The sequence below is a fragment of the Brevibacterium sp. NPDC056726 genome, assembly GCF_042790515.1.
Lineage (GTDB): Bacteria > Actinomycetota > Actinomycetes > Actinomycetales > Brevibacteriaceae > Brevibacterium > Brevibacterium sanguinis.
Genome location: NZ_JBHTYZ010000005.1, coordinates 58,788 through 72,891, shown reverse-complemented (window position 1 = coordinate 72,891; position 14,104 = coordinate 58,788). Strand labels below are relative to the sequence as shown.

Annotated in this window: 14 protein-coding genes; 9 read left to right on the top strand and 5 right to left on the bottom strand. The window is 68.6% G+C overall.

Annotation, left to right across the window (positions count from 1 at the left end; translation table 11 throughout):
* Positions 1–108 precede the first annotated feature (108 nt).
* The 7 genes from eat (at position 109) to ACFQ91_RS11570 (ending at position 7,345) form a co-directional block, all read left to right on the top strand.
* Positions 109–1,545 (top strand): ethanolamine permease, encoded by a 1,437-nt coding sequence (eat, locus tag ACFQ91_RS11600; protein WP_198500147.1) that lies wholly within the window; start codon positions 109–111, stop codon positions 1,543–1,545.
* Between the two features lie 125 nt (positions 1,546–1,670).
* Positions 1,671–3,116, top strand: a complete 1,446-nt coding sequence (locus tag ACFQ91_RS11595) for a glutamine synthetase family protein (protein WP_232623793.1) — start codon at positions 1,671–1,673, stop codon at positions 3,114–3,116.
* Entirely contained in the window at positions 3,097–3,894 is a 798-nt protein-coding gene (locus ACFQ91_RS11590) for a gamma-glutamyl-gamma-aminobutyrate hydrolase family protein (RefSeq protein WP_198500148.1), read from the top strand. The genes ACFQ91_RS11595 and ACFQ91_RS11590 overlap by 20 nt, the downstream gene beginning before the upstream one ends.
* A 29-nt stretch (positions 3,895–3,923) precedes the next feature.
* The gene (locus tag ACFQ91_RS11585) at positions 3,924–5,291 is read left to right on the top strand and encodes an aldehyde dehydrogenase (protein ID WP_198500149.1); all 1,368 of its coding nucleotides are present in this window, start codon (positions 3,924–3,926) and stop codon (positions 5,289–5,291) included.
* Between the two features lie 75 nt (positions 5,292–5,366).
* Positions 5,367–6,143 carry a 3-oxoacyl-ACP reductase gene (locus ACFQ91_RS11580; protein ID WP_198500150.1) on the top strand — a complete coding sequence of 259 codons (777 nt, stop codon included), beginning with the start codon at positions 5,367–5,369 and terminating at the stop codon, positions 6,141–6,143.
* A gap of 3 nt (positions 6,144–6,146) precedes the next feature.
* Entirely contained in the window at positions 6,147–6,953 is an 807-nt protein-coding gene (locus ACFQ91_RS11575) for a type 1 glutamine amidotransferase (protein WP_198500151.1), read from the top strand.
* Positions 6,954–6,955: 2 nt separating this feature from the next.
* On the top strand, positions 6,956–7,345 hold the full coding sequence (locus tag ACFQ91_RS11570; protein WP_198500152.1) for a glyoxalase: 390 nt from the start codon (positions 6,956–6,958) through the stop codon (positions 7,343–7,345).
* A gap of 44 nt (positions 7,346–7,389) precedes the next feature.
* Here the strand turns inward: ACFQ91_RS11570 and ACFQ91_RS11565 are convergent, their stop codons facing one another.
* From ACFQ91_RS11565 to ACFQ91_RS11555, 3 genes are all read right to left on the bottom strand, one after another.
* Complete coding sequence (locus ACFQ91_RS11565) at positions 7,390–7,776, bottom strand: hypothetical protein (RefSeq protein ID WP_198500153.1); 387 nt, start codon at positions 7,774–7,776, stop codon at positions 7,390–7,392.
* A 422-nt stretch (positions 7,777–8,198) separates the two neighbouring features.
* Positions 8,199–8,684 carry a DUF6114 domain-containing protein gene (locus tag ACFQ91_RS11560; protein WP_198500154.1) on the bottom strand — a complete coding sequence of 162 codons (486 nt, stop codon included), beginning with the start codon at positions 8,682–8,684 and terminating at the stop codon, positions 8,199–8,201.
* Positions 8,684–9,298, bottom strand: coding sequence for a DUF6230 family protein (locus tag ACFQ91_RS11555; protein ID WP_198500155.1), 615 nt, complete (start codon positions 9,296–9,298; stop codon positions 8,684–8,686). The genes ACFQ91_RS11560 and ACFQ91_RS11555 overlap by 1 nt, the downstream gene beginning before the upstream one ends.
* 449 nt (positions 9,299–9,747) lie before the next feature.
* On the opposite strand from ACFQ91_RS11555, the gene ACFQ91_RS11550 reads away from it, so the two are divergent.
* Positions 9,748–11,142 (top strand): NAD-dependent succinate-semialdehyde dehydrogenase, encoded by a 1,395-nt coding sequence (locus ACFQ91_RS11550; protein WP_198500156.1) that lies wholly within the window; start codon positions 9,748–9,750, stop codon positions 11,140–11,142.
* A gap of 130 nt (positions 11,143–11,272) precedes the next feature.
* Here the strand turns inward: ACFQ91_RS11550 and ACFQ91_RS11545 are convergent, their stop codons facing one another.
* On the bottom strand, positions 11,273–12,028 hold the full coding sequence (locus ACFQ91_RS11545; protein ID WP_198500157.1) for a helix-turn-helix transcriptional regulator: 756 nt from the start codon (positions 12,026–12,028) through the stop codon (positions 11,273–11,275).
* A gap of 64 nt (positions 12,029–12,092) precedes the next feature.
* Between ACFQ91_RS11545 and ACFQ91_RS11540 the strand changes: the two genes are divergently transcribed.
* Positions 12,093–13,358, top strand: a complete 1,266-nt coding sequence (locus tag ACFQ91_RS11540; protein ID WP_198500158.1) for an MFS transporter — start codon at positions 12,093–12,095, stop codon at positions 13,356–13,358.
* Here ACFQ91_RS11540 and ACFQ91_RS11535 read toward each other — a convergent pair.
* Positions 13,328–13,972 (bottom strand): DUF402 domain-containing protein, encoded by a 645-nt coding sequence (locus ACFQ91_RS11535; RefSeq protein ID WP_198500159.1) that lies wholly within the window; start codon positions 13,970–13,972, stop codon positions 13,328–13,330. The two genes, ACFQ91_RS11540 and ACFQ91_RS11535, sit on opposite strands and share 31 nt — an antisense overlap.
* Positions 13,973–14,104: the final 132 nt, after the last annotated feature.

Genomic DNA, 14,104 nt, shown 5'->3' with positions numbered 1-14,104 from the left:
CTCCTCAAGATTAGCCTCGGTCGACTCTTGACACCGTGATCTGGGTCATACTACATTCGACTCCAGCCAATGGTCTGAACATGATCCATTGAATCGCTGGGAGCGGATATGTCCAAGAACATCGAGTACGGCAACGTCGATGAGCACTACCTCGAGAAGCGACAGCTGAGGAAGGGCGCGGCCGGGTGGATCCTCCTCGCCGGCCTCGGCGTCGCCTACGTCATCTCGGGTGACTTCTCCGGCTGGAACCTCGGCCTCGCGGAAGGCGGGTGGGGTGGTCTCCTCATCGCCTTCCTCCTCATGGGACTCATGTACGTGTGCATGGTCTTCGGTCTCGCGGAGCTCTCCTCGACCCTGCCGACGGCGGGTGCGGGATACGGGTTCGCCAGACGCGCGCTCGGCCCCCTCGGCGGCTTCGCCACCGGCATGGCCGTCCTCATCGAATACACGATGGCCCCGGCGGCGATCTCGACCTTCATCGCCGGCTACGTCCAGGCGCTCGGCATCCTGCCGGAGTCCGTGCCCGCGTGGACGATCTACCTCGCCGCCTACGCGATCTTCATCGGCATCCACCTGTGGGGCGTCGGCGAGGCGCTGCGCCTGATGTTCGTCATCACCGCGGTCGCCGTCATCGCCCTCATCGTCTTCGTCATCGCCGCGATCCCGCACTTCGATGCGAGCAACCTCTTCGACATCGAACCGACGGCGGCGCTGGGCTCGAGCACGTTCCTTCCGATGGGCATCAGCGGCCTGCTCGGCTCGCTCGTCTTCGGCATCTGGTTCTTCCTCGCCATCGAGGGCGTGCCGCTGGCCGCCGAGGAATCGGCCGACCCCAAGCGCGACATGCCGCGGGGCATCATCACCGCGATGGCCATCCTCGTCGTCTTCGGCGCCCTCATGCTTCTCCTCGTCCCGGGCATCGCCGGTGCGGCCGCCATGGGCGAGTCGGACAACCCGCTGCCCGAGGCGCTGCGTGCGGCCTACGGCGACAACTCGTGGCTGGCGACCTTCGTCAACTGGGCCGGTCTCGCCGGTCTCGTCGCGAGCTTCTTCTCCATCATCTTCGCCTACTCGCGGCAGCTCTTCGCCCTCTCCCGGGCCGGCTACCTGCCCAAGTGGCTCTCCCACACCGGCAAGCGCAAGACCCCTGTGCTCGCCCTCATCGTCCCCGGCACGATCGGCTTCCTCATCGCCGTCCTCTCCGGCGGCAACGGCGGTGTCCTCCTCAACGTCGCGGTCTTCGGGGCCACGGTCTCCTACGTGCTGCTCAACCTCTCGCACATCCGGCTGCGCTTCAAGGAGCCTGACCTCAAGCGCGGCTACCGCACCCCCGGCGGGGTCGTGACGACGGGCATCGCGCTCGTCCTCGCCTCGGTGGCGGTCATCGCGACGTTCTTCGTCGACATCCTCGCCGCCGGCATCGCCGCAGCCGTCTTCCTCGTCGCGCTCGCCTACTTCTGGTTCTACTCCCGACACCACCTCGTCGCGAGCGCCCCGGAGGAGGAGTTCGCACAGATCGAGGCCGCCGAGAGCGAACTGAAATAACCGAACTCCCTCGTCGCCTCCCCACCTCGGCGCATCCCCATCCCCACCCACCGATGCACGACACAGACGCACGACACAGACTGACGACACAGACGCACGACAACTGAGAACAAGAGGAAACCCTGATGAACGACCTCACGACCTCACCGAAACCGACGATCACCTCGGCGCCCACGACCGCGCACTCGCCCCAACGGACGTCGCGCGGATCGGTGCAGGCCGAGCCCCTGACGCTCGACGAGCTGCGCCGCCGCACCGAGGACGGCTCGATCGACACCGTCGTCGTCGCCGTCACCGACGCCCAGGGCAGGCTCCAGGGCAAGCGGCTGGGAGCGCAGTTCTTCCTCGACGACGTCGCCGGGCACGGTTCGGAGGCCTGCAACTACCTGCTCGCCGTCGACGTCGACATGAACACCGTCGACGGCTACGAGATGTCCTCGTGGGAGACCGGCTACGGCGACCTCGTCATGCAGCCGGACCTCAAGACCCTGCGGCTGCTGCCGTGGCAGCCGGGCACGGCGATGGTCAACTGCGACCTGTTCTGGACCACTGGCGAACCCGTGGCCGCCTCCCCGCGGCAGATCCTCCAGCGGCAGCTCGACCGGCTCGCCGAGGCGGGACTGAGCGCCCATGTCGGCACCGAACTCGAGTTCATCACGTTCGACACGAGCTACGAGGACGCCTTCAACTCCCGCTACACCGGCATGACCCCGGCGAACCAGTACAACGTCGACTACTCCCTGCTCGGGACCGCCCGGGTCGAACCGCTGCTGCGCGACATCCGCAACTCGATGGCCGGTGCCGGCCTCTACGTCGAGGGCGCGAAGGGCGAGTGCAACTTCGGCCAGCACGAGATCACCTTCCGCTACCAGCAGGCGCTCAAGGCCTGCGACGACCACGCGGTCTACAAGAACGGGGCGAAGGAGATCGCCGCCCAGCACGGGAAGTCGATCACGTTCATGGCGAAGTACGACCAGAAGGAGGGGTCGTCGTGCCACATCCATCTGAGCTTCCGCTCCGCCGACGGTGACATGGTCATGGCCGGCGACGGCGAGCACGGCTTCTCCACCCTGATGAACCACTTCATCGCCGGGCAGCTGGCGTGCATCGAGGACTTCACGTACTTCTTCGCCCCGAACATCAACTCGTACAAGCGCTTCGTCGAAGGCTCCTTCGCTCCGACCGCGGTCGCGTGGGGCTTCGACAACCGCACGTGCGCGTTCCGGGTCGTCGGCTCGGGTCCCTCGCTGCGCGTCGAATGCCGCGTCGGCGGGGCCGACCTCAACCCGTACCTCGCCGCGGCCTCCCTCATCGCCGCCGGGCTCTACGGGATCGAGCACGAACTCCCGCTGCCGCCGATCACCGAGGGCAACGCGTACATGTCCGATGCGAAGCGCCTGCCGACGACGCTGACCGGCGCGCGGGATCTCCTCGAGAACTCCGACATCGCGAAGGAGGCGTTCGGCGAGGACGTCGTGCGCCACTACGTCCATGCCGCCGACATCGAACTCGAGGCCTACAATGCGACCGTGACCGACTGGGAGAGGATCCGTGGCTTCGAACGACTCTGACATCGCCGAGGGATCCGCGGCAGCGCCTGCGGATCCGCCCGTCATCGGGATCAGCTGCTACCTGCAGCAGGCCCAGTGGGGAGTGTGGGACACCGAGGCGGCCCTCGTCCCCGCCGACTATGTCCGCATGGTCGCGGCGGCCGGGGGCATCCCGGTCCTCCTGCCCCCGCATGGTCAGTCACCTGCGGTGCTCGACCGCCTCGACGGGCTCCTCGTCGCCGGCGGCGCCGACGTCGACCCCGCGGCCTACGGGGCGGCGGCGCACGAGCGCACCGGCTCGCAGCCGTTCCGCGACGACAGCGAATTCCTCCTGCTCGCCGCCGCGCGGCAGCGGGGTCTGCCCGTCCTCGGCATCTGCCGCGGCCTCCAGGTCATCGCCGTCGCCCACGGCAGCACGCTCATCCAGCACCTGCCCGAGGTGACCGGCCACACCGACTACCAACCGCGGCCCGGGGTCTACGGCGAGGTCGCGGTGACGACCGAGCCGGGCACCATCGCCCGCGCGGTCCTCGGGGAGACGGCGACGGCACCGTGCTACCACCACCAGGCCGTCGACCGCCTCGGCGCGGGACTCACCGTCACCGCCCGCAGTGCCGAGGGCCTCATCGAAGCGATCGAGATCGACCCCGCCCACCGGTCCGATGACGGGAGCGGATGGCTCTTCGCGGTGCAGTGGCACCCCGAGCACAATCCGGACGACGCCCGCGTCGTCACCGCCCTCGTCGACGCCGCGAAGGACCGCCTCGGCGCCCCCATGAGCATGACCGCACCAGCGTGAAACCGCACCAGCGTGAAGGAGACACCGAATTGAGCACGTACACCGTCGTCAACCCGGCCACGGAGGAGTCGATCGCCGAGGTGGAGCTCGCGGACCTCGCGGCCACCGACCGGGCGATCGCGCGGGCCGCCGAGGCGTACGAGACGTGGCGCCATGTCGCCCCCGCCGACCGGGCCCGGCTGCTGCGGCGGTTCGCGGCCGCCGTCGACTCCGCGATCGATGAGCTCGCCGCGCTCGAGGTCGCCAACGCCGGGCACACGATCTCGAACGCGACGTGGGAGGCTGGCAACGTCCGCGACGTCATCGAGTACTACGCGGCGGTGCCCGAACGCCTCTTCGGGCGGCAGATCCCCGTCGCCGGCGGGGTCGACATCACGTTCCACGAACCGCTCGGCGTCGTCGGGGTCATCGTGCCGTGGAACTTCCCGATGCCGATCGCCGCGTGGGGGTTCGCCCCGGCGCTCGCCGCCGGCAACACCGTCGTCCTCAAGCCTGCGGAGATCACGCCGCTCACCGCGATCCGGATCGGGGAGCTCGCGAGGGAGGCCGGCATTCCCGAGGGCGTGCTGACGATCATCCCCGGCAAGGGATCGGTCGTCGGGGAGCGCTTCGTCACCCACCCGGCCGTGCGGAAGGTCGTCTTCACCGGGTCGACCGAGGTCGGCAAGCGGATCATGGCCGGGTGCGCCGACCAGGTGAAGAACCTCACCCTCGAACTCGGCGGCAAGAACGCGAACATCGTCTTCGATGACGCCGATGTCGCCGCCGCTGCGGCCGCGGCCCCCGGCGGGGTGTTCGACAACTCGGGGCAGGACTGCTGCTCCCGGTCGCGTCTGCTCGTCCAGCGCGGCATCTACGACGAGTTCATGGCCGCGCTCGAGGAGGCCGTCGGGGACTTCGCCGCCGCCGACCCGACCCTGCCCGAGACCGCGATGGGCCCGCTCGTCACCGCCGCCCACCGGGACAGCGTCGCCGGCTATGTCGCTGCGGGCGATGTCGCGTTCACCGGGACCGCGCCGACCGGGCCCGGCTTCTGGTTCCCGCCGACCGTGCTCACCCCGCCCACGACCTCGTCGGTCGACTTCACCGAGGAGATCTTCGGCCCCGTCCTCTCGGTCGTGCCCTTCGACACCGAGGCCGAGGCCCTGCGGATCGCCAACGACACCGAGTACGGGCTGTCCGGGTCGATCTGGACGTCGAGCCTCGACCGTGCGATGCGCGTGTCCCGCGGCGTCGAGGCCGGGAACCTGTCGGTGAACTCGCACGCCTCGGTGCGCTATTCGACGCCGTTCGGCGGGTTCAAGCAGTCCGGTCTCGGCCGCGAGCTCGGACCCGACGCGGTCGCCTCGTTCACCGAGGTCAAGAACGTCTTCTTCGCGACCCAGCCGGCGGACTGAGCGACCGGCCGAGACCACCACACCACCACAGCCACATCAGAGCATCAAGGCCACATCAGAGCATCAAGGAGAGCAATGACCACTGCGGCAACCCGACTCAAGGACAAAGTCTGCGTCATCACCGGCGGTGCCTCGGGCATCGGGCTGGCCAGCGCGCGGCGCCTGGCCGAAGAGGGGGCGAAGGTCGTCATCGCCGATCTCGACGAGACGCGCGGGCCGGAGGTCGCCGAGGAGCTCGGCGGCCTGTTCGTCCGCGTCAACGTCGCCGAGGAGGAGGACGTGAGGAACCTCTTCGCCCGGACCGTCGAGCACTACGGACGCGTCGACGTCGCGTTCAACAACGCCGGCATCAACCCCACCGATGACAGTTCGATCCTCACGACCGACCTCGCCGCGTGGCAGAAGGTGCAGACGGTCAACCTCACCTCCGTCTTCCTCTGCTGCAAGTACGCGCTCGAGCAGATGGTCAAGCAGGGGTCGGGATCGATCATCAACACGGCGTCGTTCGTCGCGCTCATGGGGGCGGCGACCTCGCAGATCTCGTACTCCGCGTCGAAGGGCGGGGTGCTGTCGATGAGCCGCGAACTCGGCGTCGAATTCGCCAAGCAGGGCATCCGCGTCAACGCCCTGTGCCCGGGACCGGTCAACACGCCGCTGCTGTCGGAGCTCTTCGCCGCCGACCCGGTGCAGGCGCAGCGGCGCCTCGTCCACGTCCCGAGCGGACGCTTCGGCGAACCCGAGGAGATCGCGGCGGCCGTCGCGTTCCTCGCCAGCGACGATTCGACGTTCGTCAACGCCTCGACGTTCACCGTCGACGGCGGCATCACCTCGGCGTACGTCACCGCGGAGTAGTCAGTGGGGTCGAACGGTGTGAAGATCCTCGTCATCGAGCACGAGACGGGCACCGGGCCGGAGCGGTTCGGTCAGTGGCTGGAGGAGGCCGGCGCCGAGGTGGTCGTCGTCCGGCCCTACCTCGGCGACGCGATCCCGGTCGACGTCGACAGCCAGGAGGGCGGCAGCGGTCTCGGCGAGTTCGGTGCCCTCATCGTCCTCGGCGGCGCGTCCGGTCCCCTCGAGGACGCGGACAATCCCTGGTTCCCGCAGGTGAGGAGTCTGCTGCGCCGCTCAGCCGATGGTGAGTTCCCGAGCTTCAACATCTGCCTCGGCGGGGAGCTGCTCGCCGCGGCCACGGATGCGCCGATCACCCGGCGAGCGCGCCCGCAGATCGGCATCTACGATCTGCACACCACCTCGGCGGGGGAGGCGGACCCGGTGTTCGCCGCCCTGTCGGGGATGACCCTGCCGTCGGTGCTCTTCCACCAGGAGGAGATGGCGCTGCCCGATGGCGGAGAGCTCCTCGTCACCGGGTCCGACGCCCCGGTGCAGGGCTTCCGCGTCGGCGAGTTCGCGTGGGGCACCCAGTTCCACCCGGAGACGGACTCCGCGCAGATCCAGCGGTGGCTGCGCTCGGACGCGGTCGCGCTGCCGGAGGGGAAGACGACGGACTCGATCGTCGCCGAGCTCGACGCCGCCGATGCCGAGCTCGTGCACGTCGGTCGCCTGCTCGCGCAGAGCTTCGTCGCCTACCTCCGGGAGCGGGCGGGGGAGTCCGGCAAGGCCGCTGGCACCGGATCCTCTGCTGTGCGCGCGGCAGGAGAGTGACGGTGGCCGGTCTTCACCATGTCGAGCTGTGGCTCGACGAGCGGTCGTCGTCATGGGACTCGTGGGCGTGGCTCTTCGATGCGCTCGGGTTCGAATGCGTGCACGAGTGGTCGGGCGGTCAGACCTGGAAAGGCGACGATCGCGGATATCTCACCCTGACGACGTCGCCGAACCTCCTGCCCGAACAGTTCGACCGTCGCCGAGGTGGGGTCAACCATCTCGCATTCGTCGCCGACGCCCGGGCAGACGTCGATTCCATCATGACGGCAGCCGCCGCCCAGGGGTGGCAACCGCTGTACCACGAGCGCTATCCGCACGCTGGGGGAGACGACCATTACGCGGGCTGGTTGGAGAATACCGACGGATTCAAGGTCGAAATCGTCGCACCGTGAGTTCGGAGCAGCCTCGCCGTGGATGCGACGAGGCTGCTCCCACCTCAGGGGTAGACGATCTTCTGGTCGGTGTTGCTGTAGCTGATCGAATCGGCCATCGAGCCGACGAGGCCCATCGTCACGCGCAGCAGCCCGGGTTCGACATCGTCGAGGGGCGGTGGCGTGTCGGTGCCGATGGTCACCGAATCGCCGTTCGCCGTCGTCGCGGTGATCGATCCGAGGTAGACGCTGACGTGGCCCTTGAGCGTCATCTGATCGGCCTTCGTCACGAGCCCCGGTTCGTCGGGCGGCCGCACCGTGAGCGAGAACCCGTCGATCGTGATCGACTCCGCGGTGATCTTCAGGGCGCGGATGCTCCCGCCGTCGGCCGTCGGCACGGTGACGATCGAGATCCCGCTCAGCCCCGTGAACGACAGCTTCTCCGATCCCATCGACGCGGGTGTCTTCGCGAAGACCGGGGCCGTGTCGTCCTCCTCCGCGTCGACGGGTGCCGTCGGTGATGCCGACGGACTCGGCGACTCGGTCGGCGAGGGCGACTCTGTCGGGGCAGGACCGATCGGCGCTGGCCCGGTGGGTGCAGGCGAATCGGACGGTGCAGGGTCTCCGGGGCCGAGGTCACCTGGGGTAGGTTCAGCCGGTCCGGGGGCCACCGGTGCTCGGGGCACCTGCGGCGTCGGTCCCGCAGCAGGGCCGGGCAGAACCGGACGCTCGCAGGGCGTCAGCTCAGAGCAGAGGCCACCCATCCGATCCACCGTCGCGGCCCCGGAGGCCTCGGGGGCCGTGGCCCCCACGGACGCCGGGACCGTGAATGCGAGAGCAGCCAGAAGCAGCGCCGTCCGCGGCCCCCGCGCCCTCATCCAGTCCCCTCATCGCCAGTTCCTGACGCCTCAGTTCCCGATGCCGTGGCGCGCGGTCCCATCCAGGCGACGACGAGCACGGCGCCGATGCTCGCCAGCAGCATGCCGAGGACGAACCCGCCGAGGTTGACCCCGACGAGCGAATAGATCGCGACGATGAGCGCGAGGATCCCGTAGAACACATGGTGCGTCGGCATCGTGATCGCGAGGACGCCGAGGAGCACGAGCGCGAGCGGGATGACCGTGGCCTGCAGGCCCTCGATGCCGAACTGGATCTGGATGTTCCCGGTGTCGAGCTGGCCGGAGAAGAAGAGCTCGATCCCGCCGAGGACGACGAACACCCCGCCGATGAACGGCCGCTGGCGACGCCAGTGCCGAAAGCCCCGGCCGTTCTCGGTGCTGCGGCGGCGTCGCCGCGACGGCGGTGCCTGCGCGTCCGGGGAGACTGCCGCGTCCTGGGTATCGGTCGATGCCTCAGCCATCAGAAGCACGTCTTCGAGCCGTCGGTGAGCTCAAGCTTCATCCCCTTGAGGGTGAAGACGGACGCCTGGGTGCTCCAGGCCGTCTGCTCGAGGCCCGAGATCGAGATCGTATCGGCGTCCTGGGCGAAGTCGCCGGGCGAGCCCTTGGCCTTGGTCTCGACGTCCGAGGCGTCGACGCCGATGCGGATGTTCTCGAACTCGGCGTCGCCCTTGAGCCCGGTCATGCCGATCTGCAGATCGCTGGCCGTCGCCGGTTCGCCGTCGCCTCCGGCCGTGATGAGGACGCCGACCTTGCCGAGCGGCGTGTCGGTGACCGCGGACTGGCAGAGATCGCCCAGCTCAGCGCTCTTGATGTTCGCGATCGCGACGGTGTGGTCGCCGCCCTCGGTGTCCTTCGCGACACCGCCGTACTGGGAGAATCCGGTGCCCTCGAGCTGGGAGGCGCTGATCTGGAACTGGCTGCCGGAGACGGAGAACGAGACCGGGACGGCACCCTGGGCGACCCCGCCCATGAGGCCGGCGGAGACGATGCCCGCGGGAATCGCGACGAGGGCGATGCGCCCTGCATGAGTCGAGCCGAGTGCGCGCAGATGACGGAGCATGGGGAACTTCATTGATCCTCTTCCCGACGCCGACTGCAGCGTCGGCGCCTCGAATGTGACGTAAGTTACTACGGGGTGTTACTGCACGGTATAACGATCGTCGGCGGCAAATCAACACCCTGCTCCCGGACCGTCCGGAATACGTGCGCCGTGGAAGGCCCCTTGTCCCCCGAGGCGGTCGGGGACGTCGCTGAAGACGGGCGTCTCTGCCGATACCGTGACATCCGTAGTGCGGCAGTGCGGAATCCGTCGGATGCACCGCGAAATCCGCACAACCTCGGCGAGGGCATCGTGACCGTCCGAGCAGTGATGATTCGCCCAGGTTTCGCCACTTGTTGCTCAGGTCACGTGTTGATAGCGTGAGACGCAGGCATGCGCGATCCGTCGCCACAGACGGTGCAGTGGCATGCATTCGCGTCACCGGAGCCCACCCAGGGCACCGCGAGTCAAAGGAGTCCGATATGAGCAATTCAGTCAGTGCCGCCACCGGCTACCGGGTCGAGAACCCCGCGACCGGTGAGATCATCGAGCGGTTCGACACCGCGACGGACGAGCAGATCGGCCAGGTCATCGACGACGCTGCCGAGGCCTACCTCTCCTGGCGTGAGAAGACCATCGAGGAGCGCGCCGCGATCGTCAACAAGGTCGCCGACCTCTTCGGTGAGCGCAAGGAGGAGCTCGCGAAGATCATCGCCGAGGAGATGGGCAAGCCCATCCCCGAGGGCGTCGAGGAGGCCGAGTTCTCCGAGGCGATCTTCAACTACTACGCCGACAACGGACCCGAATTCGCCAAGGACGAGGAGATCAAGTCGTTCTCCGGCGGCAAGGCGTTCATCCAGCGCCGCCCCGTCGGCGTGCTCCTCGGCATCATGCCGTGGAACTTCCCGTACTACCAGGTGGCGCGCTTCGCGGCCCCGAACCTCGTGCTCGGCAACACGATCATCCTCAAGCACGCTGAGATCTGCCCCCGGTCGGCCGCCGCGATCCAGCAGATCATGGACGACGCCGGTGTGCCCAAGGGCGTCTACAACACCGTCTACGCCTCGCACGACCAGATCGAGACGATCATCGCCGACCGCCGTGTCCAGGGTGTGTCCCTGACCGGTTCGGAGCGGGCCGGTTCGATCGTCGGTGCGCTCGCCGGCAAGTACCTCAAGAAGGCCGTCCTCGAGCTCGGCGGTTCGGATCCCTACATCATCCTCGACACCGACAACCTCGACGAGGCCGTCGACACCGCGTGGGGCACCCGCCTCTACAACACCGGTCAGGTCTGCAACGCGAACAAGCGCATGATCGTCATGGACGACATCTACGACGACTTCGTCGCCGGCCTCACCGAGCGCGCGCAGAGCTCGCAGAAGTCGAACCCCTCCGATCCGATCGAAGGCGGATACTCGCCGCTGTCCTCGCGCGCCGCCGCGGAGAACCTGCGCAAGCAGCTCGACCGCGCCGTCGAGCAGGGTGCGACGCTCGTCGGCGGTGAACTCGCCGACGACGGTTCGGCCTACATCACCCCCGCCGTGCTCACCAACGTCACCGAGCAGATGGACGCGTACCGCGAGGAGCTCTTCGGCCCCGTCGCGACCGTCTACAAGGTCTCGAGCGACGACGACGCCCTCAACCTCGCCAACGACACGGACTTCGGCCTCGGCGGCGCCGTGTTCTCGAAGGACGAGGAGCGCGCAGCGAAGATCGCACAGCGCCTCGACGTCGGCATGTCGAACGTCAACACCCCGGCCGGCGAGGGTGCGGAGATCCCGTTCGGCGGCACCAAGCGCTCGGGCTTCGGCCGTGAGCTCGGTCCCTACGGCATGGACGAGTTCGTCAACAAGCGCATGTACTACGTCGCCGAGTGATCACCTGGTGAACTCAGCCTGATCGGTCGCGCACCGATCACCGCGCGGGCGTCGCGCCGGGTCCGGGAGTCCTCCCGAGGCTCGGTGCGGCGCCCGCGTCGCTGTGCGCAGATCGCTGGTCGCCGCGTGCTCAGCAGGCGAACCGCTCCCATTCCCGCGCGCCCGTCTCGGTGAGGACGACGCTGCGGGGGACCCGGCCCGGCGCGATCCAGCCGCGGTCGACGAGGGTGCGCGTGACCGCCGTGCCGAGGGGACCGGCCAGATGATGCGCCTGCTCCGTCCAATCGACGCAGTAGCGCAGCGGCCGATCTGTCAACAGCACACCGTCGTCGACGCCGAATTCACCCAGCGCCGCCGCCCCCGCGGGACTCAGGCGATACTGCGCGCCGCGCCCGGGTGCCGACAGTGAGTCGATGCCCGCCTCAGGGTGGTGCAGGCCGTCGCCGCCGCTGACCCAGTCGCAGCCGATGAAGCGGGCGAACATCGCCACTCCGAGGCCGCCGGCCAGATGGTGATAGCAGGTCCGCCCACGACGCAGGGCCCCTGAACGGGTGTGCTCGCGCAGAGAGGTGATCGGCGTCGTCGGGGCCAACCGCGAGAGGGAGACGATGACGTCTTCGATGCCGTCATCGGCGAGCCGGTAGTACCTGTACCGGCCCTGAGGGATGACCGTGACCAGCCCGGCATCGAGAAGCACGCCGAGGTGACTGCTCGCCGTCGATGCGGAGACCCCGGCCTCCTCTGCGAGGCGACCGGCCGGCAGAGCTCGCCCATCGGCAAGCGCGGTGATCACGCGGACCCGTCTGGGGTCGGCGAACACCGCAGCCATGCTCGCGATGTTCGGTGAGCCTGTGACGTCGGGGCGCTCCGCGGGGCGTGTGCTCATGAGCTCAGACTAGGCCCCGAACATTTCGACGCCCAGCGAAACGTCTGCGACCTACGGTTCAGTCATGTCTCGGACTCTCCTCATCGTCGCCCTCTGCGCGGGCTACTTCCTCGTCCTCCTCGACGTCACGGTCGTCAACGTCGCGCTGCCGAGCATCGGCGCGGACCTGGGCGCCGGGCACCTCGGGCTCGCATGGATCGTCGACGGGTACGCCGTGCCGCTTGCCGGACTCATGCTCGTCGCCGGAGTGGTCGGGGACCGCCGCGGACATCGCGGGATCGTCCTCGCGGGTTTTGCAGGGTTCGGTGTCGCTTCGGTGGTCTGTGCCCTCGCCCCGACCATCGCCGTCCTCGTGGCGGGCCGCGCCCTGCAGGGGATCGCGGCGGCTCTCGTCCTGCCCGGGACACTGGCCCTGCTCACCGACCTTGCCCGCGACGCCGCCGACCGGGCCCGTCTCATCGGTGCGTGGGCGGCGCTCGGCGGGATCGCGCTGTCCTCCGGCCCGCTCATCGGCGGACTCATCGTCGGCGTCGTCGGCTGGCGGTCCGTGTTCTGGCTCAATATCCCGATCGTCCTCGCGGCACTCGTCCCGCTCGTGCGCTCATCAGTCGGCTCGTCCCGCCGAAGTCTCACCGCGCAATCACCGTCACCTGACCAGACTGAGACTGCCGCTCCAGCAGACAGTCGAGCCCCTGCAGCCCCAACCGGCGAACCGGGAGCTTCGCTTCCCCTTCTCCTGCTGGCGTGTGGGGTCGCGGGACTGATGAATCTCTCCGTGCTCGGCACGCTTCTCCTCCTCACCCAGGACCTCCAGGAGGTCAGGGGTCTGAGCCCACTCGCTGCAGGCGTGGCGACGCTGCCGGCGCTCCTTCCGCTTCCGCTCCTCGGGATGGTCGCCGGACGGATGAGTGCTCGCCTCGGTGTGTGGCGTGCCAGCGCCGTCGGCCTCGCCATCGGCGCGGCAGGGTTCGCAGCGATTGCGCTGAGCTTCCTCGCCGAGGCGGCCCTGCCGTGGCTGCTCTATCCCGCGCTGGCGCTCTGGGGGAGTGGGATCGGACTGCTCACCCCGCCCATCGTCGTAGCTGCAGTGCACGCGGCACCCTCGTCTCCCGGTCTCGCCTCCGGCGGGTCGAACACGGCCCGTCAGGCCGGAGGAGCGATCGGCGTCGCCGTCTTCGCCGTGGCGGCAGGAAGCGCGAGCGCTCCGGCGTTCGCGGGCCGTTCGGCCCTCGTCATCCTCGGCGCAGGAGTTGCCTTCCTCATCACCACGGTCGTCTGCTTCATCATCGGGCAGCGTGGTCAGGTCTCGAAATCCCAGGTGGCATCGTGAGGCAGAGACGGCACGGGCCAGCTCGGATCGGGCTGGAACGATTCGTAGCCCGAGCCGAAGGGGAATCGCCACTCCTCCACATCGGCCACCGCACGCTGGGCGGCCTCGCGGATCGACGTGATGTCGGAGGACGAGAACAGGCCCGCCGCCTCGGCGAATTCGAGTTCGTCCTCGTCCTTGAACCGATGCGTGCCGTCTGCGGCGACCACGAGATCGAGGACGAGATCCGAGGTCGTGATGCCTGAGCTGTCGCGGGCGAACGGAACCTCGATGTTGACGTAGTAGGAATCTCGTCGTCCCGACGCACTCTCGAAGAACCACACCGAGTGCATCGTGTCGGGCTGGAACACCGCGAGGATTCCCTTGCCCGCCCAGGTCCGCACAGCCTGCGCCCGAGGTGCCGTGAATCGTGCGGATCCTTCGGCGCTGCGCAGCTCCGAGCCGTCCGCGAGGACCTGATGAAGCAGGCGCGTCTCGGGTGCCAGCCACACCGCCAGATGTCGTTCGTCGTCGGCGACGACCGTGACGGGACGCTGATCGACGAGATCAGGGAAATCCGGGTTGATATAGGTCCACAGGATCGCATCCCCGCGGTGCCATCGTCGGTCATCCATGCCTTCCAGTATCGCCTTTGAGGCGGATGCATCGCCTCCGAGGTGGATCCCGCTCGAGATCGGCGCTGAAATCAAGCGGGATCCACCTCTGGAGCGCGGGGCACGGGGGCATGGGGGCACGAGCCTCCCGCG

What these genes read in the sequence shown, in the direction of transcription:
- ACFQ91_RS11555 (WP_198500155.1), bottom strand. Translation starts at nt 9,298, where the DNA reads ATGAAGTTCCCCATGCTCCGTCATCTGCGCGCACTCGGCTCGACTCAT.
- ACFQ91_RS11535 (WP_198500159.1), bottom strand. Translation starts at nt 13,972, where the DNA reads ATGGATGACCGACGATGGCACCGCGGGGATGCGATCCTGTGGACCTAT.
- ACFQ91_RS11595 (WP_232623793.1), top strand. Translation starts at nt 1,671, where the DNA reads ATGAACGACCTCACGACCTCACCGAAACCGACGATCACCTCGGCGCCC.
- ACFQ91_RS11550 (WP_198500156.1), top strand. Translation starts at nt 9,748, where the DNA reads ATGAGCAATTCAGTCAGTGCCGCCACCGGCTACCGGGTCGAGAACCCC.
- ACFQ91_RS11545 (WP_198500157.1), bottom strand. Translation starts at nt 12,028, where the DNA reads ATGAGCACACGCCCCGCGGAGCGCCCCGACGTCACAGGCTCACCGAAC.
- ACFQ91_RS11560 (WP_198500154.1), bottom strand. Translation starts at nt 8,684, where the DNA reads ATGGCTGAGGCATCGACCGATACCCAGGACGCGGCAGTCTCCCCGGAC.
- ACFQ91_RS11565 (WP_198500153.1), bottom strand. Translation starts at nt 7,776, where the DNA reads ATGGGATCGGAGAAGCTGTCGTTCACGGGGCTGAGCGGGATCTCGATC.
- ACFQ91_RS11540 (WP_198500158.1), top strand. Translation starts at nt 12,093, where the DNA reads ATGTCTCGGACTCTCCTCATCGTCGCCCTCTGCGCGGGCTACTTCCTC.
- ACFQ91_RS11580 (WP_198500150.1), top strand. Translation starts at nt 5,367, where the DNA reads ATGACCACTGCGGCAACCCGACTCAAGGACAAAGTCTGCGTCATCACC.
- eat (WP_198500147.1), top strand. Translation starts at nt 109, where the DNA reads ATGTCCAAGAACATCGAGTACGGCAACGTCGATGAGCACTACCTCGAG.